This window comes from Pantoea sp. NSTU24 (genome assembly GCF_050157905.1).
Classification (GTDB): domain Bacteria; phylum Pseudomonadota; class Gammaproteobacteria; order Enterobacterales; family Enterobacteriaceae; genus Pantoea.
Window position 1 is genome coordinate 297,459 of record NZ_JBKIWZ010000001.1, and the last position, 23,804, is coordinate 321,262.

General features: G+C 59.8%; 21 protein-coding genes. 14 read left to right on the forward strand and 7 right to left on the reverse strand.

The genetic code is table 11. The annotated features are described in order from the left end of the window. The first annotated feature begins 134 nt into the window (after window positions 1–134). Window positions 135–1,661: an FAD-dependent oxidoreductase gene (locus ACLHDD_RS01360; protein ID WP_427102628.1), complete on the forward strand. Its 1,527-nt coding sequence runs from the start codon at window positions 135–137 to the stop codon at window positions 1,659–1,661. A 56-nt stretch (window positions 1,662–1,717) separates the two neighbouring features. On the opposite strand, the gene proC is transcribed toward ACLHDD_RS01360, so the two are convergent. Beyond that, complete coding sequence (gene proC, locus ACLHDD_RS01365; protein ID WP_427102629.1) at window positions 1,718–2,530, reverse strand: pyrroline-5-carboxylate reductase; 813 nt, start codon at window positions 2,528–2,530, stop codon at window positions 1,718–1,720. A 162-nt stretch (window positions 2,531–2,692) separates the two neighbouring features. Here proC and ACLHDD_RS01370 point away from each other — a divergent pair, with 162 nt between their 5' ends. Then, entirely contained in the window at window positions 2,693–3,148 is a 456-nt protein-coding gene (locus ACLHDD_RS01370) for a YaiI/YqxD family protein (protein ID WP_111140890.1), read from the forward strand. Here ACLHDD_RS01370 and ACLHDD_RS01375 read toward each other — a convergent pair. Further along, window positions 3,145–3,870 (reverse strand): DUF2076 domain-containing protein, encoded by a 726-nt coding sequence (locus ACLHDD_RS01375; RefSeq protein WP_427102630.1) that lies wholly within the window; start codon window positions 3,868–3,870, stop codon window positions 3,145–3,147. The two genes, ACLHDD_RS01370 and ACLHDD_RS01375, sit on opposite strands and share 4 nt — an antisense overlap. Before the next feature lie 315 nt (window positions 3,871–4,185). Between ACLHDD_RS01375 and aroL the strand changes: the two genes are divergently transcribed. The 3 genes from aroL to ppnP all read left to right on the forward strand — a co-directional run bounded on the left by aroL (window position 4,186) and on the right by ppnP (window position 5,554). Then, complete coding sequence (gene aroL, locus ACLHDD_RS01380; protein WP_427102631.1) at window positions 4,186–4,710, forward strand: shikimate kinase AroL; 525 nt, start codon at window positions 4,186–4,188, stop codon at window positions 4,708–4,710. 111 nt (window positions 4,711–4,821) lie between these two features. After that, window positions 4,822–5,013 (forward strand): YaiA family protein, encoded by a 192-nt coding sequence (locus tag ACLHDD_RS01385; protein ID WP_313654319.1) that lies wholly within the window; start codon window positions 4,822–4,824, stop codon window positions 5,011–5,013. 250 nt (window positions 5,014–5,263) lie between these two features. Beyond that, window positions 5,264–5,554, forward strand: a complete 291-nt coding sequence (gene ppnP / locus ACLHDD_RS01390) for a pyrimidine/purine nucleoside phosphorylase (RefSeq protein ID WP_009091800.1) — start codon at window positions 5,264–5,266, stop codon at window positions 5,552–5,554. Between the two features lie 312 nt (window positions 5,555–5,866). Here ppnP and rdgC read toward each other — a convergent pair whose 3' ends face one another. Beyond that, a complete protein-coding gene (gene rdgC, locus ACLHDD_RS01395; protein ID WP_427102632.1) occupies window positions 5,867–6,778 on the reverse strand; it encodes a recombination-associated protein RdgC in 912 nt (303 codons plus the stop codon). 146 nt (window positions 6,779–6,924) lie between these two features. On the opposite strand from rdgC, the gene mak reads away from it, so the two are divergent. Continuing rightward, window positions 6,925–7,836: a fructokinase gene (gene mak / locus ACLHDD_RS01400; RefSeq protein WP_427102633.1), complete on the forward strand. Its 912-nt coding sequence runs from the start codon at window positions 6,925–6,927 to the stop codon at window positions 7,834–7,836. A 72-nt stretch (window positions 7,837–7,908) separates the two neighbouring features. Here the strand turns inward: mak and eat are convergent, their stop codons facing one another. Beyond that, window positions 7,909–9,273 carry an ethanolamine permease gene (eat, locus tag ACLHDD_RS01405; RefSeq protein ID WP_427102634.1) on the reverse strand — a complete coding sequence of 455 codons (1,365 nt, stop codon included), beginning with the start codon at window positions 9,271–9,273 and terminating at the stop codon, window positions 7,909–7,911. A 247-nt stretch (window positions 9,274–9,520) separates the two neighbouring features. Between eat and ACLHDD_RS01410 the strand changes: the two genes are divergently transcribed. Together ACLHDD_RS01410 and qhpR are read left to right on the forward strand one after the other, a co-directional pair. Then, window positions 9,521–10,525: a phosphotransferase enzyme family protein gene (locus ACLHDD_RS01410; RefSeq protein ID WP_427105150.1), complete on the forward strand. Its 1,005-nt coding sequence runs from the start codon at window positions 9,521–9,523 to the stop codon at window positions 10,523–10,525. A gap of 160 nt (window positions 10,526–10,685) precedes the next feature. Continuing rightward, window positions 10,686–11,753: an AraC-like transcriptional regulator QhpR gene (qhpR, locus tag ACLHDD_RS01415; protein ID WP_427105151.1), complete on the forward strand. Its 1,068-nt coding sequence runs from the start codon at window positions 10,686–10,688 to the stop codon at window positions 11,751–11,753. Between the two features lie 2 nt (window positions 11,754–11,755). Here qhpR and ACLHDD_RS01420 read toward each other — a convergent pair whose 3' ends face one another. After that, the gene (locus tag ACLHDD_RS01420; protein ID WP_427102635.1) at window positions 11,756–12,040 is read right to left on the reverse strand and encodes a cell envelope integrity TolA C-terminal domain-containing protein; all 285 of its coding nucleotides are present in this window, start codon (window positions 12,038–12,040) and stop codon (window positions 11,756–11,758) included. A 299-nt stretch (window positions 12,041–12,339) separates the two neighbouring features. On the opposite strand from ACLHDD_RS01420, the gene ACLHDD_RS01425 reads away from it, so the two are divergent. Beyond that, a complete protein-coding gene (locus tag ACLHDD_RS01425; RefSeq protein WP_427105152.1) occupies window positions 12,340–12,720 on the forward strand; it encodes a GNA1162 family protein in 381 nt (126 codons plus the stop codon). 29 nt (window positions 12,721–12,749) lie between these two features. Here the strand turns inward: ACLHDD_RS01425 and ACLHDD_RS01430 are convergent, their stop codons facing one another. Both ACLHDD_RS01430 and sbcD read right to left on the reverse strand, forming a co-directional pair. Further along, window positions 12,750–16,424 (reverse strand): AAA family ATPase, encoded by a 3,675-nt coding sequence (locus ACLHDD_RS01430; protein WP_427102636.1) that lies wholly within the window; start codon window positions 16,422–16,424, stop codon window positions 12,750–12,752. Further along, on the reverse strand, window positions 16,421–17,620 hold the full coding sequence (gene sbcD / locus ACLHDD_RS01435) for an exonuclease subunit SbcD (RefSeq protein WP_427102637.1): 1,200 nt from the start codon (window positions 17,618–17,620) through the stop codon (window positions 16,421–16,423). Before sbcD ends, ACLHDD_RS01430 begins: the two co-directional genes overlap by 4 nt. A 197-nt stretch (window positions 17,621–17,817) precedes the next feature. On the opposite strand from sbcD, the gene phoB reads away from it, so the two are divergent. The 5 genes from phoB to brnQ all read left to right on the forward strand — a co-directional run bounded on the left by phoB (window position 17,818) and on the right by brnQ (window position 23,755). Beyond that, window positions 17,818–18,507, forward strand: a complete 690-nt coding sequence (gene phoB / locus ACLHDD_RS01440; protein WP_427102638.1) for a phosphate response regulator transcription factor PhoB — start codon at window positions 17,818–17,820, stop codon at window positions 18,505–18,507. Window positions 18,508–18,521: 14 nt separating this feature from the next. Further along, window positions 18,522–19,835 carry a phosphate regulon sensor histidine kinase PhoR gene (gene phoR / locus ACLHDD_RS01445; RefSeq protein ID WP_427102639.1) on the forward strand — a complete coding sequence of 438 codons (1,314 nt, stop codon included), beginning with the start codon at window positions 18,522–18,524 and terminating at the stop codon, window positions 19,833–19,835. 19 nt (window positions 19,836–19,854) lie between these two features. Then, window positions 19,855–20,775: a PstS family phosphate ABC transporter substrate-binding protein gene (locus tag ACLHDD_RS01450; RefSeq protein WP_427102640.1), complete on the forward strand. Its 921-nt coding sequence runs from the start codon at window positions 19,855–19,857 to the stop codon at window positions 20,773–20,775. Window positions 20,776–20,938: 163 nt separating this feature from the next. Continuing rightward, window positions 20,939–22,045 carry a cobalamin-independent methionine synthase II family protein gene (locus tag ACLHDD_RS01455; protein WP_427102641.1) on the forward strand — a complete coding sequence of 369 codons (1,107 nt, stop codon included), beginning with the start codon at window positions 20,939–20,941 and terminating at the stop codon, window positions 22,043–22,045. Between the two features lie 390 nt (window positions 22,046–22,435). Next, complete coding sequence (gene brnQ, locus ACLHDD_RS01460) at window positions 22,436–23,755, forward strand: branched-chain amino acid transporter carrier protein BrnQ (RefSeq protein WP_313654343.1); 1,320 nt, start codon at window positions 22,436–22,438, stop codon at window positions 23,753–23,755. Window positions 23,756–23,804 lie beyond the last annotated feature (49 nt).

The following is a 23,804-nucleotide window of genomic DNA, read 5'->3' on the forward strand; positions in this document are numbered from 1 at the left end:
AACAGGTTAACTTTCTGATAAACATTCTGCCTCAGGCTTCCCGCTTCCTTTGCCACACTTACTGTTTGTGAGGGTTTACGCAGAACGCTGTTCTGCCACGCCGCCTTAATCCGAACCGCGAAAGGAGCCATGCCGTGAATTATCAATTTATCATCGACCTGAACGATCTGCCCCAGCGACAGCCGGTTAAAAAAACGCTTGGCGAAGTGGAGCTGTTACTGATCCGCGACGGCGATCGCGTCCGTGCTTACCAGGCGAAATGCCCGCATGCAGGCGCACCGCTGGAGCAGGGTGCGATCTGCGGCGACCGGCTGGTCTGCCCGTGGCACAAAGCCGCATTCGATCTGGCCGAGGGTAAAATGTGTGAACCGCTGGCGCTGGCCGATCTTAAGCAGTACCCGCTGCGAATCGAAGCGGGGCGGGTGATGGTTAATCCAAAAGCGATGTCGCCTGCGGCGCCGATTGGCAGCGGGGCTGATGCGCCGGTTTATGTGGTGCTCGGCGGCGGCGCAGCGGGCAGCGCAGCGCTGTGGCGTCTGCGTCACGACGGCTTCAAAGGCCGGCTCATCCTGGTTGAGCGCGAAGCCGACGCGCCCTACGACCGCACTGCACTGACTAAATTTGTGCCCTCCGGCAAAATGGCGATCGACGAGGTACCTCAGTTGCTGAAGGCCGATGTGCTGGATCATGTTGAACGTATTCAGGCCCGGGTAAGTCAGCTTGATGCACAGCAAAAACGGCTGATTCTGGACAATGGTGAGACGCTGAACTTTGACAGGCTGCTGATCGCCAGCGGTGCCGCGCCGGTGGTGCCTGACCTTCCGGGCCGCGACCTGCAGGGCGTCCATCTGCTGCGCAGTAAAGCGCAGACGGATGCGCTGCTGAAGGCGGTGGATGCTACCCATAAGATTGTGATTATCGGCAACAGTTTTATCGGCACCGAACTGGCGTCGGCGCTGCGTAACCGTGATATTGATGTCACCGTGGTTGCCCGTCAGGCACTGCCGTTTGCGAAACAGTTCGGCGAGCAGATTGGCCGCTATTTTTATCAGCTGCATGAGCAAAACGGCGTGAAGTGGGTGCAGGGCGAGATCGAAGCCGTGGAGGGGGAGCAGGAAGTCAGCGGCGTCCGGCTTAAAGGCGGACGGCAGATCGCGGCCAGCGTGGTGCTGTTTGCCACCGGTGTCAAACCCGTTACTGACTTTATCCACGATCTGCCGCTGGCTGAAGATGGCAGCCTGCAGACGGATGAACAGTTGCGGGTCGCTGACGCAATCTGGGCGGCTGGTGATATCGCCACCTATCCGTCAGCGCAGGGGCCACTGCGCATTGAGCACTATCGTGTCGCACATCAGCAGGGACAAACTGCCGCCTGGAATATGCTGGATCGGGCCGTCGCGTACGATCGCGTGCCGTTTTTCTGGACCGCCCAGTACGGCACCCGTTACGAGTATCTGGGCCATGCCAAAGAGTGGGATAATTTTCAGCTGCTCGGCTCGCTGGAGGCTAAAAAGTTTGTGGCGTTTTATGGACAGCAGGGGAAACTGGCCGCGATCTGCTCGTGTGGCCTCTATACGCTGACGGCTGAACTGATTGAACGAATGCAGCAGCCAATGACGCTTGAGGAAGCCGTGGCGCTCTGCCAGCCACACCTCAGTTAAAACGGACGCAGGGCGACGGTGCGAGCCGGGTCGTCCTGCGTTTTCTCTCTGGCCTGTCAGTTGCGGCTCAGCGCCTCGGATTTCGCCATGCAGCGCTGCATCGCTTCAATCACCGCCGACCGCATCCCTTTCTGTTCCAGCACGTTGACCGCCTCAATAGTCGTGCCGCCAGGCGAGCAGACCATATCCTTGAGTTCAGCGGGATGTTTGCCGGTAGTCAGGACCATCTCAGCTGCGCCTTTCACCGCCTGCGCCGCAAACTGGTAGGCCTGGGCGCGTGGCATGCCGCCAGAAACGGCTGCATCCGCCATCGCTTCAATAAACATAAATACATAAGCCGGTGCTGAGCCGCTGACGCCGACGACAGAGTGGATCAGATATTCATCCACCACGGCTGCTTTGCCAAAGCTCTCAAAGATCGCCACAATCTCGTCGGTTTCAGCCTGCTCAACCAGCACATTCGGCGTCACTGACGTCATGCCCTGGCTGACCAGCGAGGGAGTATTGGGCATCGCCCGGACAATTTTGCGGTCATAACCCAGCACCGACGACAGGGAGTCGAGCGTGACACCCGCCGCAATCGACACGACCATCGCCTCTTTTTTCAGGCTACCCGACAGCTCTTTCAGGACTTTCAGAATCACATTCGGCTTCACCGCGCCGAACAGAATATCCACTTCACGCGCCAGCGCATCTGCACTCTCCGCCGCACGGATACCATACTGTTCCGCCATCGCCCGATTCGTTTCGGCTTTGCGATCAAAAATCAAAATATCTGACGGGGTGACTTTTCCGCTCTTCACCAGCCCGCCAATGATGGCTTTCGCCATGTTTCCGCCACCGATAAACCCGATTTTTTTTGTCAGCATCGCCTTCTCCTCAGCACGTCATCATTTTGTTATCAGGCAGCTTACTTCAGCCAGCCGGAATAACAAGTCAGCGTCAGGGCCGGGAAAGGCACCGCAAATAAAATTTGCCATTTAAACGGAACCCGGCAAGATCTGAACCTTCTCTGACTGTAAGGAATTAACATGTCTATCTGGGTCGATGCCGATGCCTGTCCGAATGTGATTAAAGAGGTACTTTACCGTGCGGCAGATCGCACCGCGACCACGGTGACTTTTGTGGCAAATCAGTTTCTGCGCGTACCGCCATCGCCTTATCTGCGCACATTGCAGGTGCCTGCCGGATTTGACGTCGCGGACAACGAGATCGTCAGACGTGTGCAGCCTGGCGATCTGGTGATCACCGCAGATATTCCGCTGGCGGCGGAGGTTATTGAGAAGGGGGCGGCGGCACTCAACCCACGCGGTGAGCGTTACTCACCGGCCACGATTCGTGAACGCCTGACCATGCGCGATTTTATGGATACCCTGCGCTCAAGCGGCGTACAGACCGGCGGCCCCGCGACCATGAGTCCCCGAGACCGCCAGCAGTTTGCAAATGAGCTGGATAGCTGGCTCACCCAGCAGAAACGTGGCAATTAAACGAAACTGTCGTCGTCGTCGAAATCGCTGCCGCCAAAATCGTTGAGGTCGCCGTTGTTGGCATAATCCGTGTCCCAGCTGCTGTTCTGATCCAGGAAGCTGCTGTCGTTGCCGCCGCTGAAGCTATCAGCCGTGTCATCACCACCGTTGAAGGTGTTGAGGTTGTCGTTGATCTCAGGCAGCGGTGGTTCGTTGATAATGTTGACGATCTCCTCTGGCTGCGAGTGGTGGAACATGCTGGTCAGCATATCCGCCATCACCACGCCGCCCGCAACGCCGACGGCCGTCTGCAGTGCGCCGCCCAGAAAGCCGGTGCCGCGTGGTGCGGCGGCCTGCGCGGGCGCATACTGCTGCTGAGCCGGTTGCTGCGGCGCACTGTTCCACGGCGACGGCTGTTGCTGCTGTACGGGCTGCTGCTGACGTGAACCGCTGCCAAACAGTCCCGACAGAAAACCGCCGCTGCTTTGCGCGGGTTGCTGTTGTTGTTGCTGCTGCAGCTGAGAAACCTGGCTTTCCAGCGCGGATATTTTCTCATTCAGTTTTTTCAGCGCCGCTTCCTGGATCAGGATCGCCTGCGCCATATAGTAAGGGGCGCCAGGCTGTGTCTGAAGATGCTGGTTTATCAGTTGTTCCGCTGCGGCATCCCGTGCCACGGTCTGGCTTTCAGCCTGTTTCAGACGGCTGAACAGCCCTTCGATCAGTTGTTGTTCTTCGCGTTGCATGATGACTCTCCTGTGGCGATGGTTAACAGTATATGTGGGCGCGAGTGAGAAAAGTAAAATCGGGGCGGTAAGCAAATATTGCCAGCTCCATTTACCGCCGGTTTTGTGCGATTTTTACCGCTGGTTCAGGCTGCTGATGCACAAAGTGTGCATAGGTTACCCGTTGAAAAACCGACGGTTATCGCTGTTGAGCAGATGAAAATGCGTAAATCGTGCCCGACGGGTGGAGGCCATAATCATTTCCGGCTATCATGCGTCGCATTAATCAGCTCACTATTCAGCCGCATCACGCGGTCAGGCGGAGGAACGGCCCTGATGTCACTACCCATCTTTTTGATTGGCGCTCGCGGTTGCGGCAAAACCACGGTCGGCGAGGCATTGTCGCAGGCGCTGGGCTACGCCTTTACGGATACCGATCACCATCTGCAACTCAGCACGCAGCGGAGCGTAGCGGAGATTGTGGCAGAGGAAGGCTGGGAAGGGTTTCGCACCCGTGAAACCCAATCGCTGCGGGCCGTCACCGCACCGCGTACCGTTATCGCCACGGGCGGCGGGATGGTGCTGGCAGAAGAGAACTGCCGTTTCATGCAGGAGCAGGGGCAGGTCATCTGGCTCAGTGCATCGCCGGCGGTCCTGGCAGAGCGGCTGGAGAGTGAACCCGAAGCCGCTCAGCGTCCGACCCTGACCGGGCGACCCATCGCGGATGAGATGAGCGATGTGCTGCGTGAACGCACACATCTCTATCAGGCGGCGGCGCATCATCAGGTGGATGCCATGCAGTCGCCTGAACAGGTCGTGGAGGCGATCCTGCTTTCGCTCTCCCTGGCACGCGCCAGCTGAATCTCAGATTATTCCCGCTTCCGTTCCGCTTCAGACACCATTGTCTATACTGATCCCATGGCAGGCAGCAGCCTGTCCTGTGGAATGTTATTCAGACAAGAGGGACACAGTATGCCGACCAGACCACCCTATCCGCGTGAAGCGAAAATCGTGCCTGTTGAGAAGGGCCCTGAGGGAAAGAAAGTCACGTTTTATGAACTGCGTGCCGATCATCCCAAACCCAATTCATTAATCAGTGAGCATGAGACGGAAGAAGAAGCGCGTGATGCCAAAGAGCGCTATGAAGACGTCGAGAAAGAGTAAATGCTGATGCTGGCAGGGACGCCGGCCTGTTCGCCTGCCGCGACTCGCTCACCGCGCGGAACTGACCGCCACCTGACTTCGCTGTTTGTTCACCTCTCTGCTTCTGTTCCGTCACTCTCCGATCAGAATTGCCATCGGCTCACCGTGCAGCCTGGCGCAACAGATCACAAACGACCATGATTTCGCGTGACAGATCAGCAGGTTCCCTTCTACACTGCCAGACACACAACATGTGCTCTGGAGAACGGTTATGCTCAACGTAAGTGAGTATTTTGACGGAAAAGTTAAGTCTATCGGTTTTGATAGTGCGAGCACGGGCCGTGCCAGCGTGGGCGTGATGGCGGAAGGTGAATACACCTTCGGAACCGGTCAGCCGGAAGAGATGACCGTGGTCAGCGGGTCGCTTAAGGTGCTGCTGCCGGGCGAAACCGAGTGGAAATGGTTTGAAGCGGGTTCGGTGTTTAACGTGCCGGGTCACAGCGAATTCCATCTGCAGGTCGGCGAACCCAGTTCTTACCTCTGCCGTTACCTGAAAGATTAAAAAAGGGCCGCTCAGCGGCCCTTTTCGTGTGTGGTAAACCCCGGGCAGCCTGATTCAGGCCGCTATGAATAAGCGTCGCGTACAGATAACACGGCCAGAAGAGAGACGCGTTTCGCCGCTGAAAACGACGCTGGCATGTCTGAACAGCGCAACGCCTGGCCGGTTCACGGTCGCACCTCAGAGATGAGGTGCGTAATCGCACAAAACAGGCTGTCATGGATGGGATGTTGTCGTCTTGCCGAACTTACCCGGTTTTCTATGCGGGCAGGCTTTCAGGGCGAGCGAGAGACACATCCCCAGCCGGAATATGAATTAACGCTGGGCTTCGCCGCCAAGCGCTTCCACCAGATTGCTGGTCAGGGCGGCCAGTTCGCTGGTCATCAGAATAAAGTCCGCATCAAAGCGCTGCGCAAAATCTTCACGGTCGATATCATCGTTCTGATCGCGCAGCGTGTCGCTGAACTTCAGACGCTTTACCGAACCATCATCGGCCAGCATGAACTGGATACGCTCCTGCCAGTCGAGGGCCAGTTTGGTTACCACTTTGCCCGCTTCGATGTGGTTGGCGATCTCATCACATACCAGATCCTGTTTCTTACAGCGGATCACGCCGCCATCTTCCAGCAGGGCCTTCAGCTCCGCTTCATCCATCAGCGCAAAACCGGCGGGCAGGTCGCCCGACCGTACCCATTCAGTCAGCGTCAGCTCAATCGGGTTTTCCAGCGTCAGGGGCACGACCGGCAGGGAACCCAGGCTTTTGCGCAGCAGCGCCAGCGTATCTTCCGCTTTTTTCGCGCTGGCACAGTCCACCATAATCAGGTTATTAACCGTGTCGATCCACATAAAGGTCTGGCTGAAACGGCTGAAGGCGCGTGGCAGCAGGCTGTGCAGCACTTCATCTTTCAGCGAATCTTTTTCAGTCTTCTTCAGCTTTCGGCTCTGTTCCGCTTCCAGCTTATCGATTTTCGCTTCCAGCGCCTGTTTCACTACCGGCGAAGGCAGAATTTTCTCTTCTTTGCGGGCGCAGATAACAATCTGGCCCTTATTTTCGTGGGTCAGCGCGTCGCTGCGGTTGCCCATCGGCGGGACCCAGCCCGTCTTGCTCATATCCTGACTGCCACAGGGTGAAAACGTGAAAGCGTCGAGCTGTTTTTCCATCTCATCTGCGGACAACGGAATGTCACGATTCAGACGATAAACCATCATATTTTTAAACCACAACATCGGGATTCCTTACCGTAGCGCGATCGGGCGCACAAGTCTGCGAGAGTCAGCGCGCATGATAACGAAACATGGGCGTGGTTTCATTGCCTTTCCGGCAGACCCCTTTTACTGTATTTCTCACCTGACTCATCAATGAGGAATTCACCTTGCGTATAGGCATCGATCTCGGCGGCACCAAGACAGAAGTCATCGCGTTGTCGGATAAGGGAGAAGCGCAGTTCCGACACCGGGTGAATACTCCGCGTAATGATTATCAGGCAACCGTTCAGACGATTGTCGATCTGGTTACCCTCGCCGAGCAGAAAACCGGTGAGACCGGGACGGTCGGCATCGGGATCCCTGGCTCGCTTTCGCCCTATACAAAGCGGGTAAAAAATGCCAATTCCACCTGGCTGAACGGTCAGCCGCTGGATAAGGATCTGGCCCGGATGCTGAACCGTGAGGTGCGCATCGCCAACGACGCCAACTGCCTGGCGGTGTCGGAAGCAATCGACGGCGCCGGGGCTGGTCAGCCAGTCGTCTTCGCCGTGATCATCGGCACCGGATCGGGTGCAGGCGTAGCGATCAACGGGGAATCACGCATCGGAGGCAACGGTAACGCCGGTGAGTGGGGCCATAACCCGCTGCCGTGGATGGATGAGGATGAACTGCGCTATCGTCAGGAAGTCCCCTGTTACTGTGGTCAGCAGGGCTGCATAGAAACCTTTGTGTCCGGCACCGGCTTTGGCGTCGACTACCAGCGGCTGAGCGGGGTACATCGCAAAGGGGCGGAGATCGTTGCGCTGCTGGCGCAGCAGGATCCGATCGCCGAGCTGGCAATGCGCCGCTATGAGATCCGGCTGGCGAAATCGCTGGCGCATGTAGTAAATCTGATTGATCCCGATGTCATCGTGCTGGGCGGCGGCATGAGCAATGTGGATCGCCTTTACCAGACCGTACCGCTGCTGATGAAGAAGTGGGTGTTTGGCGGCGAGTGCGAAACGCCGGTTTGTAAGGCGCAGCATGGCGACTCCAGTGGCGTGCGCGGTGCCGCGTGGCTCTGGCCGCTAAACGGCTGATGTCAGGCTGGCCGCAGACGCTTCAGCGGCAGGCGCTGAAGCGTTTATCTCTGTTGCGTTACCCTGGCGTGACTATTCGCCCACCAGCATACTGTCCTGCGGGGCCCGTGCGCGCTGCGTTTTGGTCGCCAGAAAGTAGAGCCAGCCTGCCAGCATGATGGCGACAAACAGCGCGCCAATCAGCGGATTAAACCACAGCATTGCCAGCAGGCAGAGCACCGACAACAACAGGGCGATGCCCGGCACTACCGGATAACCGGGGGCGCGGAAACTACGGGCCATCTCTGGTGCACTGCGGCGCAGTTTAAACAGGCTCAGCATGCTCATGATATACATCACAATTGCGCCAAACACCGCCAGGGTAATCATTGCCGCCGTCAGCGTCATTCCCTGCAGGTTAATCACGCCGTCACTGTAGATCGCCGCAATACCCACGACACCGCCGAGAATAATAGCCCGGTGTGGCGTCTGAAAACGCGACAGTTTTGCCAGAGAAGGCGGCAGATAGCCCGCACGTGCCAGGGCGAAAAACTGCCGCGAATAGCCGAGGATGATGCCGTGGAAGCTGGCAATCAGACCAAACAGGCCGATCCAGACCAGCATGTGCATCCAGGTGGAATGTTCGCCAACAATCATTTTCATCGCCTGCGGCAGCGGGTCGTTGATATCAGAGAGTCTGCGCCAGTCACCTGCACCGCCCGCCAGCAGCATCACGCCAATCGCCAGCACCACCAGCGTCAGAATGCCGCTGATATAGGCGCGGGGGATAGTCCGTCTGGGATCTTTCGCCTCTTCAGCCGCCATCGCCGCGCCTTCAATGGCGAGGAAAAACCAGATGGCAAAGGGAATCGCGGCAAAGATGCCAGAGAAGGCGGGCAGACCGAAACTGTCGCTGCCCGCCCAGCCATGTGCGGTGAAATTTGCCAGGCTGAAGCCGGGTGAGACGACGCCCATAAACACCAGCAGCTCCAGCACCGCCAGCACGGTCACCACCAGCTCGAACATGGCGGCCAGCTTCACACCGAGAATATTCAGCGTCATAAACAGCAGATAGGCACCCACCGCCGCGGTTTTTGGATTAAGAGCGGGATACTGCACGTTGAGATAGGCCCCGATCGCCATGGCAATTGCCGGGGGCGCAAAGACAAACTCAATCAGCGTCGCCAGACCGGCGATCAGCCCGCCGGTTTCGCCAAAAGCGCGGCGGCTGTAGGCAAAAGGGCCGCCCGCATGGGGAATCGCGGTGGTCAGTTCGGTGAAGCTGAAAATAAAGCAGGTATAGAGCGTGGCGATCAGCGCGGTCGTCACCAGAAATCCCAGCGTGCCCGCAACGGCCCAGCCATAGCTCCAGCCAAAATATTCGCCTGAGATCACCAGGCCAACCGCAATTCCCCACAGATGCAGCGTGCCCAGTGTGGGCTTGAGTCTGTCTGTCATACCGTTATCCCCGTTGTTGTCAGTCTTACACGGCGCTACACCGCCATGACGCTAAAGCAGTGATAATGCCGAAGCCCTGCGCGCGGCGACTTGACGCGGACGCAGTGATTTCTGTCCTCCATGGTCAACTCAGCGGCAGCAACCGGGCCGGCTGCACGCTGCGGTCAACTTTGTCTCTTCTGCAGTCAAGCAGCGACACGTCCGGCGACGCATGCTGACAAAACGAAAGTGACCAGGAGCCGGAATGATGAGCGCTAAACAATATGACAATCTGACAGATTCCCAACTTACCCTGATGGCACAGCAGGCGCTGGCCTGCTATCCCGCTGCGCTGCAGGGCACGCTTAGCCTGCTGTGTCGTTCAGAGAATGCCACCTTTCTGCTGCAGGCTGCTGGCCGGCGTTATGCGCTGAGATTGCACCGTGGCGATTATCATCAGAAAGCGGACATCGTCAGCGAGCTGCTGTGGCTCGATGCGCTTCGCGAAACCGGCATCATGGTGCCGGAAGCGGTGCCGGACAACACGGGCGAAAAGGTCCTGACGCTGCGACTGCCGGAGGGCGGTGAGCGTCACGCCGTGCTGTTTCACTGGATTGAGGGAGAGATGCCCACGACCGACGTCGATCCCCGCGCGTTTCAGCAACTCGGGCAGATTACCGCACGGCTGCATCAGCACAGTAAACAGTGGCAGCCGCCTGCGGGTTTCCGCCGCATCATCTGGGATCACGACACTATGACCAGCGCCCGAAGCCACTGGGGACGCTGGCAGGATGCGCCTGATCTTCATCCCGCCGATCACGGCGTGGTAGAAGAGGCCATCGCGCAGGTGGGATCGGCGCTGACACAGTTTGGTAAAGGATCGGATCGCTATGGCCTGATCCATGCCGATCTGCGGCTGACCAACCTGCTGCTGCACAAAGGAGAGACGCGAGTGATCGACTTTGACGATTGCGGGCTGGGCTGGTATCTGCACGATCTGGCGGCCGCGATCAGTTTTGTTGAGCACCACTCACGCGCGCCAGAGTGGATCGAACACTGGATCCGCGGTTATGAGCAGGTGGCTCATATCAGTGATGCGGAGATGGCGATGCTGCCCGCGCTGCTGATCCAGCGTCGCATCCAGCTCACCGCCTGGGTAGGATCGCATGCGGAAACGGAGATGGCGCGCAGCCTTGGGCCAGCCTGGGCCAGCCACTCGGTGCGCCTCTGCCGCCGTTATCTGGAGGGCAGCGCACTGCCGATCGGCGCCTGATGCACCAGCGGCGGGCGTCCCTGCGCCGCTGCAGTGCCGGTTATCAGGATTCTGCACGCCCGGGGCTGCCCGCAGGCCGCTGTCAGGGCTGCGGGGACCTGGTATGGAACTTGCTCAGAGACTGGTGAGGGTGATCCACCTGAATCTGACAGAGGCGACCATGAATCCGACACTGATAAAACCCGATGCGTTTGCTGCCTGCTCTGCCGCAACAGGCGCAGGCAATCACGGCGTGCTGGCTGCGGCGGCGACCGGATTAAGCGAGTTTATTCATACCCAGGGCGGCGATGCCGATCGCATCTTCGGCATCAGCGGCATCGATCCGGAACGGCTGGCCAGCCCGACACTGAGCCTGGGGCTGGTGAACTATTGTCGGGTGCTGGAAGAGGCGGCGCGCCACTCCGGATCTGATAACTTCGGTTTGCACTACGGCAGGCAGTTTAAACCGCAGTCATTAGGTCTGATCGGCTATATCGGCCTCTGCTCCGATACGCTGGAACAGGCGCTGCATAACGTGGTGGCCGCGTTTCCCTGGCATCAGCACGACACGCTGACTCGCCTGGTGGACAGGGGCGAGTGCTGGCGGCTCGACTATCAGGTGCGGCATGGCGCGATCCTCTCCCGCCGTCAGGATGCCGAGCTGACGCTGGGCATGTTTATGAATCTGATTCGCCACGTCGCGGGTCGGCACTGGGCACCGCGTGAGGTGCATTTTGAGCATCCCCGGCCTGGCCAGTGGCACGATCACTGCAAAGTGTTCGATGCGCCGGTCTGGTTCGATCAGCCCTTTAACTCACTGGTGATCCCGAAACGCGATCTGCTGCGCGCCATGCCGGAAAGCGATCCGATCCTGTTGATGGTGATGCAGGATGCGATCCGGCGGCTTAACCGGGGCGCGTCGCAGCAGAGTATGATCGAGCAGGCGCGCTCGCAGGTTAATCTGTCGCTGATGCAGGGCGAGCCGGTGCTGGAGGAGGTGGCCGATAAACTCGGCCTGTCGAGCTGGTCTTTGCAGCGGCGGCTGCGTGAGGAGGGCAGCAGCTTCAGCGCACTGGTGGATCAGGTGCGCTGCGAAATGGCCACGCACTATCTGCAGCAGAAACAGCTGCCCATCTCGGAGATGGCCCTGTTGCTGGGCTACTCCGAAGTCAGCGCGTTTTCCCGCGCTTTTCGCCGCTGGTTTGGTATCAGCCCGCGTCAGTGGCGGCAGGAGGGGCTGGCCAGCTAACCCTAAGGCGCAAAGCCGAACCACGCTGGCTGATCCGGCTCTGGCGGGGGCGGCAGGTCGCGGCTCTGTGCCACCAGTTGCCAGGCGCGCAGGCAAAGCGCCTCGCTGCCTTCAGTCTGCGTTACCGCATACCGCCCACTCTGCTGCCACTCCATCCGGACCAGACATTGCTGGCCCGCATAGCGCGCCGCATCGCGGAATTGCCGGTTCAGGATCGGCTGCATCTGATGAGTCCAGTGACAGGATTTGCTGTCAGGGTTTTGAGCGATATCGCAGAGATTTGCCATGCTATTCTTTTGCGTTACAGGCCCTTGCTGACAGGCGCTGAGCGTCATGGCAATCATTATCCCTGGCAGCATTCTTTTTATCAGATTAATGACATTCATTTATATAGCTAATTTCCCTTAAAGATCCGGCGGTCTGCTGCCACAGTCTACAGACCGGCCTGACGAATGCTATGGCATTCCTCCGACTGTCGGCAGAACCAGAATTTACCGCCCCGGAGCGGATGGCGTCTCCTTTAATTCATGGATTGGAAATGCAGAAAAATATGCCTTTGCGCTGCTCTTCCTGTTAACAGAACGGCCTGACCCGCGCCAGCGACATCCAGGCGGTCAGCGCAAAGCGTCTGAATGAGATTTTCCACGCCGGCAGTGCGCTTCCTGTCGACTTCGGCTACCGGGTGACTGACAGCATGACCACCGTGTCAGCAACCGCGTGGCTGGTGGAGCTGCGCAGTGGCAACGCGATCTGGCAGGACGCCGCGACGGCGACCGACGGGAATCAGCAAAATGGCAACAACGGTCTGGTCGGGATGCGGGTCAGTGCGGCGGTGAAGCAGATTGCCTGCTACGTGACGGACAAAGCGCACCCCGTCGCCGGGCTGACCAGCGATCGGCTGCTGGCGCACAGCGAGCAGGGCGGGTTGCTCACCAGTCCTCGCGACAAACACGTCAGCGTCCGCTGATCGGAGACTCACGGGCGCACCCGTGCCCGTTACCCCTGCGGCAACTCCAGCTGGCTGTAACCCAGCCCGTTCATTTTGCGGACTTTAATCTGCACCGGAATCCGCTCTTTCATCGCCTCGACATGGCTGATCACCCCGATCGTTTTGCCGCTGGCGTTGAGCGCATCCAGTGCATCCAGCGCGGTGTCCAGCGTCCGGGCATCCAGCGTGCCAAACCCCTCATCAAGAAACAGCGACTCGATGCGTGTCTTATGGCTGACTGGATCGGACAACGCCAGCGCCAGCGCCAGGCTGACCAGGAAGCTCTCGCCACCCGACAGCGTGCGGGTATCACGCGTGGCATCCGCCTGCCAGGTATCGACCACATCCAGCTCCAGCTGATCCTGGGCACGGCGCTGCAGCAGATAGCGGCCATGCAGCCGGTCGAGCTGACGGTTCGCCAGCGCCACCAGGTGATCCAGCGTTAATCCCTGGGCGAAACGCCGGAACTTGTCGCCGCTGGCGGAGCCAATCAGGTCGTTAAGCCGGCTCCACTGCGCCAGCGCCGCGCCGTCCTGTTCAATCTGCGTCAGCAGGCTCTGCTGGCGATTACGAAGGCTGGCATCGCTGTCCAGCTGCTGCTGAATCTGCCCCTGCTGGCTGGCGTTGTCGCGCAGGGCCAGCCGCAACTGCTCCAGCTGCTCTGCCAGCGCCACAGCCGATTCCGGCATTGCGGCAGGCCTGGCCTGCTGATGGGTTGTCAGCCGCTGGTCCAGATCCGCCAGACGGGTCTGCTGCTGCTGACATTGCTGATCGAGCTGCTGCAGCTGCTGGCGCAGTTGCCGGGCCGTCTGCTCATCCAGCAGCGCCGCGCGCAGTTGCTCTTCATCCGCGAAGCCGGCGTCCGCCAGGGCCTGACACAGGGCCGCATCCGCCTCCGCCCGTTTCTGGCTGAGGCTCTGCCGCTGCATTTCCAGCGCCGAGCACTCACCCTGCAGGCGACTGACCTCCGCCTGGGCCTGCTGCAGGGCGGTCAGCTGCTGCGCCAGTTGGTCATCGCATTGCTGAACCCGCGCCTGCATCTGCTGACGCGCGTGCGCGACATCGCGATCGCCAAACAGCGCCTGGCGCTGCTGCCGCATTTCGCTGAGCTGTGCCTGACTCTGCTGCTGCTGTTGCAGACGGGTGGCGAGCTGCTGCTGTTCCTGTGCCACCTGCTGCTGCAGGGCAGCAAGCTGGGTTTCCCCCTTAAGCAGCTGCGGCTGGAGGTTAGCGAGCAGTTGCTCACTTTCCTGCCAGCGCTGCCAGCGACGCTGCTGCGTTGCCAGCCATGCGTCGCGATCGGCGGCGGCGGGCAGGGCCAGATCGTGGGCGCTGAACTGCTGCGTCAGGCGGCTCTGCAGCGCCTGCCACGCCTCCTGCTCCTGCTGCTGGCGCTGCTGCAGCGCCTCCAGCGACTGCTGCAGGCTGGCCAGTGACTGCTGAGCGAGCTGTTCCGCCTGCTGATGCTGCTGCCAGGCCTGCGCCTGCTGAAGGTAGTCATCTTTCGCGGCCTGGCGCGCCTGTTCTGCGGCCTCCTGCGCCTGGCGCTGCTGCTCAAGCTGGCTTTCCCGTTCGCTCTGCTGCTGCTGCCACGCGGCCAGCGCCTCGCCGTCAGCTATCGGGAAAGTGAGTGCCAGCTCACTGCTCAGTGCCTGCCATTGCTGTTCAAGCCGGATGAGCTGTTGCTGCGTCTGCGCGATCTCTTCACGCAGGGTCTGCTGCTGCTGAGCGGACTGTTTCAGCTGCTCCGCTCTGGTAGTGCCCGCTTCGCGCAGCGCCTCGGTCTGCTGCTGCAGCGCGGCCCGACGCTGCTGGTTAGCACTTACTTCCAGCGAACGGTAGGTTTCGACGGCGGGATGCGTACAGGAGCCGCAGAGCGGGCAGGGCTGATCGGCGGTGAGACGGGCACGATAATCGCTGAGGTCGGCGATCTGCTGCTCCAGCGCACAGATTTTTTCGACATCGTCCAGCTGCTGCTTTTCGCGTTTCCACGTCTCGCGCAGGGTCTGCAGCTCCGCCTCGCTTTGCTGATGCGCTTTTTCCAGCGCGCTCAGACGTTGCTGACGCTGGCCGAGCTGCTGGTGCAGCGGCTGCCACTGCGTGGCGAGCAGCAGCAGTTGCTGACGCGCCGGACGGTTATGCTGCAACTGGTTAAGTGCCTGACGCAGCGCGGCTGGCGGATGCTGCTCCTGAAGCGAAGTCAGCGCGTGCTCTGCCTGCGACAGCGCCACACCAGCCTGTTGCTCCGCCTGCTGACGCGACTGCGCCTGCTCTGCCTGCTGCTGCTGTTGCGCCTGTTGCGCGGCGATCTGCCGTTGCTGCTGTTCAGCCTGCTGTGACAGATCCGCCAGCGTCGCCTCACGCTGAGCCAGCAGCGCGAAGTTCTCCTGCCAGACGGGCAGGGAGGCGCCCCACTGCGCCAGATCGGCCAGCTGCTGTTGTAACTGCTGCTGTTCAGCCAGCGCCTGCTGCCAGGCAGCGACCTGACGCGTCTGCGCCGTCAGGGTGAGATGCGTCTGATCCAGATGCTGCTGCTGTTGGCTGTTCTCCTGCTGCTGTTCGGAGAGCTGCTGCTGGCGTGTCGCAATCTGCTGATCCAGCGGCAGCACCTGATCTGACAGCAGACTTTCCTGCTGCTGCTGGTCATGCAGCGCCTGCTGGCGGGCAGTCTGGCTGGTGGCGTAGTGCTGCTGATGCTGCTGCTGTTGCTGCTGCGCCTGCTCTGCGGCCGCCGTAAGCTGCTGACAGCGGCTGTCCGCCTGCTGCTGCTCGGCGCGCAGCGTGTCGCGCTGCTGCAGGATGCCGCGCAGTTTTTCTGCCGGTTCGCTGCGGGCCAGCCGCTGGCGGTCACCCTCTGCCGCCTGCGAGGCGGCCTGCGCCTGCTGAACCGCGGCCACCGCCTGCTCACGTTCCTGCCCAAGCTGCTGCGTCTGCTGCAGCCACTGCTGCTGCTGTTGGGCCTGCTGAGAGTCTGTGCTGAGCCGCTGTTCGGCGTCGGTCAGATCGGCGAGCTGCTGCTGCAGCGCCGCTCGCGCCTCCTCATCCAGCAGTGCCATCGCGCCCGCCTGACTGCGCAGCAGATCCAGCTGGGTCTTCGCCTCTTTGTGGCGCTCATAGATCGCGGTGGAGATCAGGCCGTAGATCTCCGTGCCGGTCAGCTCCTCCAACAGTTCGGCGCGTTCGCTGGCCTTTGCGTTGAGAAAGGCGGCGAACTGCCCCTGAGAGAGCATCATCGAGCGGGTAAAACGCTCAAAATCGAGCCCGGAGAGGGTTTCGATCAGCTTAAGCTTGTCGCCAACCTTATCGGCGACAATCACGTTGTCGGCGCAGCGCGCCAGCTCCACGCGCGGCGCCTGAAGCTTGCCGTCAGCGGTGCCGCGTGCACGGTTCTGACTCCAGAAGGCGCGCCAGGCTTCGCCTTTGATCTCAAACTCCACTTCGGCCAGGCATTCCGCGCTGTCGCGGGTCATCAGCGCATTCTGGCTCTGAGATATCGCCCCCAGGCGTGGTGTCTGGTGATAGAGCGCCAGGCAGATGGCGTCCAGCAGGGTGGTTTTACCGGCGCCGGTAGCACCGGTAATGGCGAACAGACCGTTGCTGGCAAAAGGTTCGGCACGGAAGTCGATGAACCATTCACCGCGCAGGGCATTAAGGTTTTTGAACCGGAGCGTGAGGATCTTCATTGGGTCTCTTCCATGGCGGCCAGCGTCTGGCGGAACAGGGTAGTCATCTCGTCGATCTGTGTGTCATCCAGCGCTTCATCCAGCGCCAGGCGGCGGGCGAAGACCTCTTCCACCTTCAGCTCATTCAGGGTTTCATTGTCGAGCCGCGCCAGACTCTGCTGCCGCTGTTCACGGCTGCGGCGCAGAAGCAGAACCTCCACCGGCAGCGCGGCGGTCAGGCTCTCGACCTGCCGCTGCAGGTCGCTGAGATACTCCTGGGTGGTGACCTCAATGTCGAGCCAGATGGGCTTCGCCTGCGGATCCGTGCTGAAGGTATTGAGCTGGTCGGCAATCTGCGCCAGCGATCCCTTCAGCATCCGCATCGGCTGCGTCTGCGGCACCACCAGCGGCGTGACGGATTGCAGGCCGCTGGCCGCGAGCTCCAGCAGAAAGACGCTTTTTTCGCTGCCCAGTTCATCAAAACTCAGCGGAATCGGCGAGCCGCTGTAGCGGATATGCTCGCTGCCCGCGACGCGCTGGGCGCGGTGGATATGCCCCAGTGCAATATAGTCAGCTGCCGGAAAGGCGCTGGCGGGGAAGGCGTCCAGCGTACCGATATAGATGTCGCGCACCGAATCGCTCTGGCTGACGCCGACGGTAGTGAGATGGCCTGTCGCGATGACTGGCAGCGCATGGCCCAGCGCCTGTGCGGCGGCGAAACGCTGCTGATAGTGACTGGCGATCGCCTCCAGCAGCGAGGTCTGCTTATCCCGGCCCGACTGGCCCGCCCGGCTGCGCAGGATATCGCGCGGACGCAGATAGGGGATGGCGCACAGCAGCGCGCCCGGTTCGCCCTGGCGGGTAGTGAGCAGCAGCACGTCGTCATTTTCCTGCGGCGTGGCGATCACCCGCGTATTAAGGCAGGCGAGCAGTTCACGCGACTCATTCAGCGTGGCCACGGAGTCGTGGTTGCCCGCCAGCACGACCAGCTGGCAGCCCGTGGGCTGCAGCGCCACCACAAAGCGGTTGAACATCTCGCGGGCATAGCTGGGCGGCGTTCCGGTGTCGAACAGATCGCCCGCGATAATCAGCGCATCCACCTGATGCTGTTCAATCTGGATCAACAGCCAGTCGAGAAACGCCTGATGTTCCGCCGCCCGGCTTTTGTTATAGAAGAACTGCCCCAGATGCCAGTCCGCAGTATGAATAATGCGCATGATAAATCCCTGCCGTTGTGATTCGCCCGGCGATTATACGGGCTCTGCGGCCAAAGCAAAAAAATGTCGTGGCCCTGTCATAAATGATTTTCAAGCAGGTTACAGGCAGGTTATGTTTTTCATAAAAGTGTCACAAAACTGACGCATAATGGCGCCGCGAATCTCAGTGACAGCCGTCATAATCTGCAGGAGTAATAATGGCTAAGCGCATTCTGGTTGTGGAGGATGAAGCCCCCATCCGCGAAATGTTGTGTTTTGTTCTGGAGCAGAACGACTATCAGCCGATTGAGGCGGAAGATTATGACAGCGCCGTGGGCAAGCTGATTGAACCCTGGCCCGACCTGATTTTGCTGGACTGGATGTTACCTGGCGGCAGTGGTATCCAGTTTATCAAACACCTGAAACGCGAAGCGATGACGCGCGATATCCCGGTGATGATGCTCACTGCGCGCGGCGAAGAGGAAGATCGGGTTCGCGGGCTGGAAGTGGGCGCCGATGATTACATCACCAAGCCGTTTTCACCGAAAGAGCTGATGGCGCGAATTAAAGCGGTGATGCGGCGTATTTCGCCAATGGCCGTGGAAGAGGTGATTGAAATACAGGGGCTTAGTCTGGATCCCTCTTCACATCGCGTCATGTCCGAAAGCACGCCACTGGAGATGGGCCCCACCGAATATAAGCTGCTGCACTTCTTTATGACCCACCCGGAACGGGTTTACAGCCGCGAACAGCTGCTCAACCATGTCTGGGGGACCAATGTCTATGTGGAAGATCGCACGGTCGATGTTCATATTCGCCGTTTACGTAAAGCGCTGGAAGTCTCCGGCCACGATCGCATGGTACAAACCGTTCGTGGAACAGGGTATCGTTTCTCTGCCCGCTACTAAACGGAGCTGTTACCGTGCTGGAACGCCTCTCCTGGAAGAGATTACTCGCAGAACTGCTGCTGGCCTGCCTGCCCGGGCTGCTGCTGGGCCTGCTGTTCGGCGGTCTGTCCTGGTGGCTGCTGCTGAGCGTGCTGACGGTGCTGTTGTGGCATTTTCACAATCTCATGCGGCTGTCGCACTGGCTGTGGCTTGACCGGACCATGACGCCGCCCACCGGGCGTGCCAGCTGGGAGCCGCTGTTTTATGGCCTCTATCAGATGCAGCTGCGAAACCGGCGGCGGCGGCGTGAACTGGGTAATCTGATTAAGCGCTTCCGCAGCGGGGCCGAGTCGTTGCCGGATGCCGTGATTCTGACCACCGAAGAGGGGACCATTTTCTGGTGCAATGGACTGGCGCAGCAGCATCTTGGCCTGCGCTGGCCGGAAGATAATGGCCAGAATATCCTCAACCTTCTGCGTTATCCGGAATTCTCACGCTACCTCCGTCAGCGTGATTTTGATAAGCCGCTGACGCTGGTACTCAACAACAAACTGCACATGGAATTTCGCGTGATGCCCTACAGCGAGGGGCAGTGGCTGCTGGTGGCGCGCGACGTCACGCAGATGCATCAGCTGGAAGGGGCCCGGCGCAACTTCTTTGCCAACGTCAGCCATGAATTGCGCACACCGCTCACGGTGCTGCAGGGCTATCTGGAAATGATGAATGACGCGGTGATGAGCGAGCCTTCACGCAGCAAGGCGCTACACACTATGTCGGAGCAGACACGGCGGATGGACAGTCTGGTTAAGCAGTTGCTGACGCTGTCACGTATCGAGGCCGCGCCGGCCATCGATCTGAAAGAGAAGGTGGATGTGCCGGTGATGCTGAAACTGCTGCAGCATGAGGCGGCAACGCTGAGCGGCGGACGCCACGAGATTCATTTCCATACCGATCCTCACCTTAAGGTGTTCGGCAACGATGAGCAGCTGCGCAGCGCCATCTCCAATCTGGTTTACAACGCCGTCAATCACACGCCAGCAGGCACGCGAATTGATATCAGCTGGCTGCGCAGCAAGCAGGGGGCGACCCTGCGGGTGTGCGACAACGGGCCGGGTATTGCGCCAGAGCATATTCCACGGCTGACCGAGCGTTTCTATCGCGTCGATAAAGCGCGTTCCCGGGCAACCGGCGGCAGCGGACTGGGGCTGGCGATAGTGAAACATGCGCTGAGCCACCATAACGCGCGGCTCGACATCACCAGCGTGCCGAACAGCGAGACCTGTTTTACCTTTACGCTGCCAGCAAGGTTGATTGTCAGCGGCGTGATGCAGGAGAATGCCGTTCATTAATCGCTGCCGGATCGTCCTGATGCGCTTCCTTCTTTTACTGATTGTGACTCTGCTGCCGGGGCTGGCGGTCGCCCAGCCCGGCGCGCTCGCCGGCAACCTCAGCAGTGTGGGGTCTGACACGCTCGGCTATCTGATGACGCTATGGAGCGAAGATTTCAGCCGTCAGGTGCCAGGCGTTAACGTGCAGGTGCAGGCCTCCGGCTCTTCGACCGCTCCGACCGCGCTGGCAGCGGGGGCGGCGCAACTCGGGCCGATGAGCCGCCCGATGCAGGCCGATGAACGTCGGGCCTTTGAGGCGCGCTACGGCTATCCGCCGCTGGCCGTACCGGTGGCGATGGATGCGCTGGTGGTGGTAGTCAATCAGCATAATCCGCTGCAGCAGATTGCGCCGCGTCAGCTCGACGCCATCTTCTCGGTGACGCGTCTGTGTGGCGCGCGCGATGTGCCGCTGCGCTGGGGCGACCTTGGTCTGACCGGGGCGCAGTGGCGCAGCCGCCCGATCCAGCGCTATGGCCGCAACTCCGCTTCGGGCACCTGGGGATTTTTCAAGCAGCAGGCGCTCTGCCGGGGCGATTTTCGCAGCGACGTGGCGGAGTTTCCCGGCTCTGCTGCGGTGGTACAGGCGGTTGCCGGCAATGCACGCAGCATCGGCTATGCCAGTTTCGGCTTTCACCTCAGCGGCGTAAAAATAGTGGCGGTAACCAACGATCAGGGGCAGGCGATCGTTCCGGACGCCGACGCCATCCGCAGCGGCCGCTACCCCTGGGCGCGTCCGCTCTATCTCTACGTTAATAAAGCGCCCGGTAAGCCGCTGCCGCCGCTGGTGGCGGCCTTCCTGCAGCAGGTGCTCTCGGTTCAGGGACAGCGGCGTGTCAGCGAAGCGGGTTATCTGCCGCTGTCGGAAAGCCAGATCGCCCAGGCACAGGCTTCCCTGAAATAGTCTCAAACATGAATTAATTTCATCATCACTGAATTTTCTTCAGTTGCAGCCGCGCCGCGCGCGTGCCACTCTGCGCTCAGACGTTTAGCCATCCAGATGGCTGATCATATCAGAATGCAACTATTTCCTGCCGTCATTACCGGCAGGCGAGAAAGGAGTGATCATGCAAAGAGAAACGGCCCCATTCCGTGCCGACACCGTCGGCAGCTTCCTGCGACCTGCCGCCATTAAACAGGCGCGCGAACAGTTTTCAGCCGGTGAGATCGATGCCGCTGCACTGCGTGAGGTTGAAGATGCGGCGATTCGTGATGTGGTCGCGAAACAGCGTGAAAATGGCCTGAAGGTAGTGACGGATGGCGAGTTTCGTCGCGGCTGGTGGCACTTCGACTTCTTCTACGGCTTGCAGGGCGTTGAGCGTTATGAGGCGGAGCAGGGCATTCAGTTCAATGGCGTTCAGACCAAAGCGCATGGCGTAAAAGTGGTCAGCAAGCTGGGCTTTCCGGCCGACCATCCGATGCTCGACCATTTCCGCTTCCTGCAGAGCATTGCCGGCGATGCGGTGCCGAAGATGACCATTCCCAGCCCCAGCGTGCTGCACTTCCGTGGAGGCCGCAAAGTCATTGACGCGGAGGTTTATCCGGATCTGGCGGATTACTTCAGCGATCTGGCGCAGACCTACAAAGCGGCTATCAGCGCGTTTTATGACGCAGGCTGCCGCTATCTGCAGCTGGACGACACCGTCTGGGCTTACCTCTGCTCTGAGGATCAGAAACGCGATATCCGGGCGCGCGGCGACGACCCGGAACAGCTGGCGCAGATTTATGCTCAGGTGCTGAATACCGCGCTGGCAGATAAACCTGCCGATCTGACCGTGGGCCTGCATGTCTGTCGCGGCAATTTCCGCTCCACCTGGATTTCAGAGGGCGGCTATGGACCGGTAGCGGAGATCCTGTTCGGCAGCGTCAACGTGGACGCCTTCTTCCTGGAGTATGACAACGCCCGCTCTGGCGGCTTTGAGCCACTGCGCTTTATCAGGCCCGGTCATCAGCAGGTCGTACTGGGGCTCATCACCACCAAAGTAGGGGAGCTGGAGGATCCGGCACAGGTGAAAATCCGGCTGGAGGAAGCGGCGCAATATGTCAGTCTGGATCAGATCTGCCTGAGCCCGCAGTGCGGTTTTGCCTCCACGGAAGAGGGCAACAGCCTGAGCGAAGCCGAGCAGTGGCAGAAGATCCGGTTAGTGGTCGATATCGCGAAACAGGTCTGGTAAGACTGTAATGTTGTGCAGACAGGCGCGTAAAACGCGCCTTTTGTGTATCTGAACGGGTGTTTATGCGGGAATTTCTCACGCCCTGATTACTTTTCAGGCACATCATCTGGTGTGCCCGCTGCAAAAATCAACGCTATCCTCTGCCTTTTGGAAAAAGGGCGGGATAACCTTCTGGTTTTCCGATCCCGTATTGCCTTTCACCGCTATAAACGTTTTACTTAGCGCCGTTGTCGAATCATCCCTCTGTAACCAGAATAACAGCAGATTAAACCACCTGCGCGCCAGCCCGTGACGGACACCGTGCTCTGACATCGTCAGTCGTCGCGGTTCAGACGCAGCGAGGGGGACAACACAAACTCAACTTCCACCGCAACATCAGTGACAGGCCGTATGACACATCGTTTAACTTCGAAGGACATTCTCGCGCTGGGCTTTATGACATTTGCCCTGTTCGTTGGCGCGGGTAACATTATTTTCCCGCCTATGGTTGGTATTCAGTCTGGTGAACATGTCTGGACTGCCGCACTCGGCTTCCTGCTCACCGCTGTCGGCCTGCCCGTCATGACCGTGATCGCGCTGGCCCGTGTGGGCGGCGGCGTGGATGCGCTCAGCACTCCGATTGGCAAAGTGGCGGGCATCGTGCTGGCAACCGTCTGCTATCTGGCTGTCGGCCCGCTGTTTGCCACCCCGCGCACCGCGACGGTCTCTTTTGAGATGGGGATCGCCCCGCTGACCGGTGAAGGCCCGCTGCCGCTGTTTATCTACAGCCTGATCTACTTCGTGCTGGTCATTGGTGTGTCGCTCTATCCTGGCAAACTGCTGGATACCGTGGGCCACTTCCTGGCGCCGCTGAAAATTATTGCCCTGACTGTGCTCGGTGTGGCGGCGCTGCTCTGGCCGGCAGGCGGAACCATTACGGCGACCGCTGATTATCAGCGTGCGGCCTTCTCCAGCGGTTTCGTTAATGGTTATCTGACCATGGATACCCTGGGCGCACTGGTCTTTGGCATCGTGATCGTGAACGCGGCCCGCTCCCGTGGCGTGGAAAATGCGGCGCTGCTCACCCGCTATACCGTGCTGGCTGGCCTGATTGCCGGTCTGGGCCTGACGCTGGTCTACCTCTGCCTGTTCAAACTGGGCGCAGGCAGTGGCGCACTGGTGGATCAAAACGCCAACGGCGCCGCGATTCTGCATGCCTATGTTCAGCACACCTTCGGCAATATGGGCAGCTTCTTCCTGGCTGCGCTAATCTTTGTTGCCTGCATGGTGACCGCGGTGGGCCTGACCTGTGCCTGTGCGGAATTTTTTGCGCAATACCTGCCATTGTCGTATAAAACGCTGGTATTTATTCTGGGTCTGTTCTCAATGGTGGTGTCGAATCTCGGCCTGAGCCATCTGATTCAGATCTCCATCCCGGTACTGACGGCGATCTATCCGCCCTGTATCGTGCTGGTCGTGCTGAGTTTCACCCTGAACTGGTGGAACAAAAGCAGCCGGATTATTGCACCGGCGATGCTGGTCAGCCTGCTGTTCGGCATTGTTGATGCGATTAAAACCACCGGGTTTAAAGATATGCTGCCCGCTTTCAGTCAGCATCTGCCGCTGGCCGACCAGGGTCTTGCCTGGCTGCCGCCGTCGCTGGTGATGCTGCTGATTGCCGCTGTTGTCGACCGGGTGAAGGGACCCGAGCAGGTTGCCGTTCACTCGTAACAGAGCGCACTGATTCTTCTTTAACCACGGGCTTGCCCGTGGTTTTTTC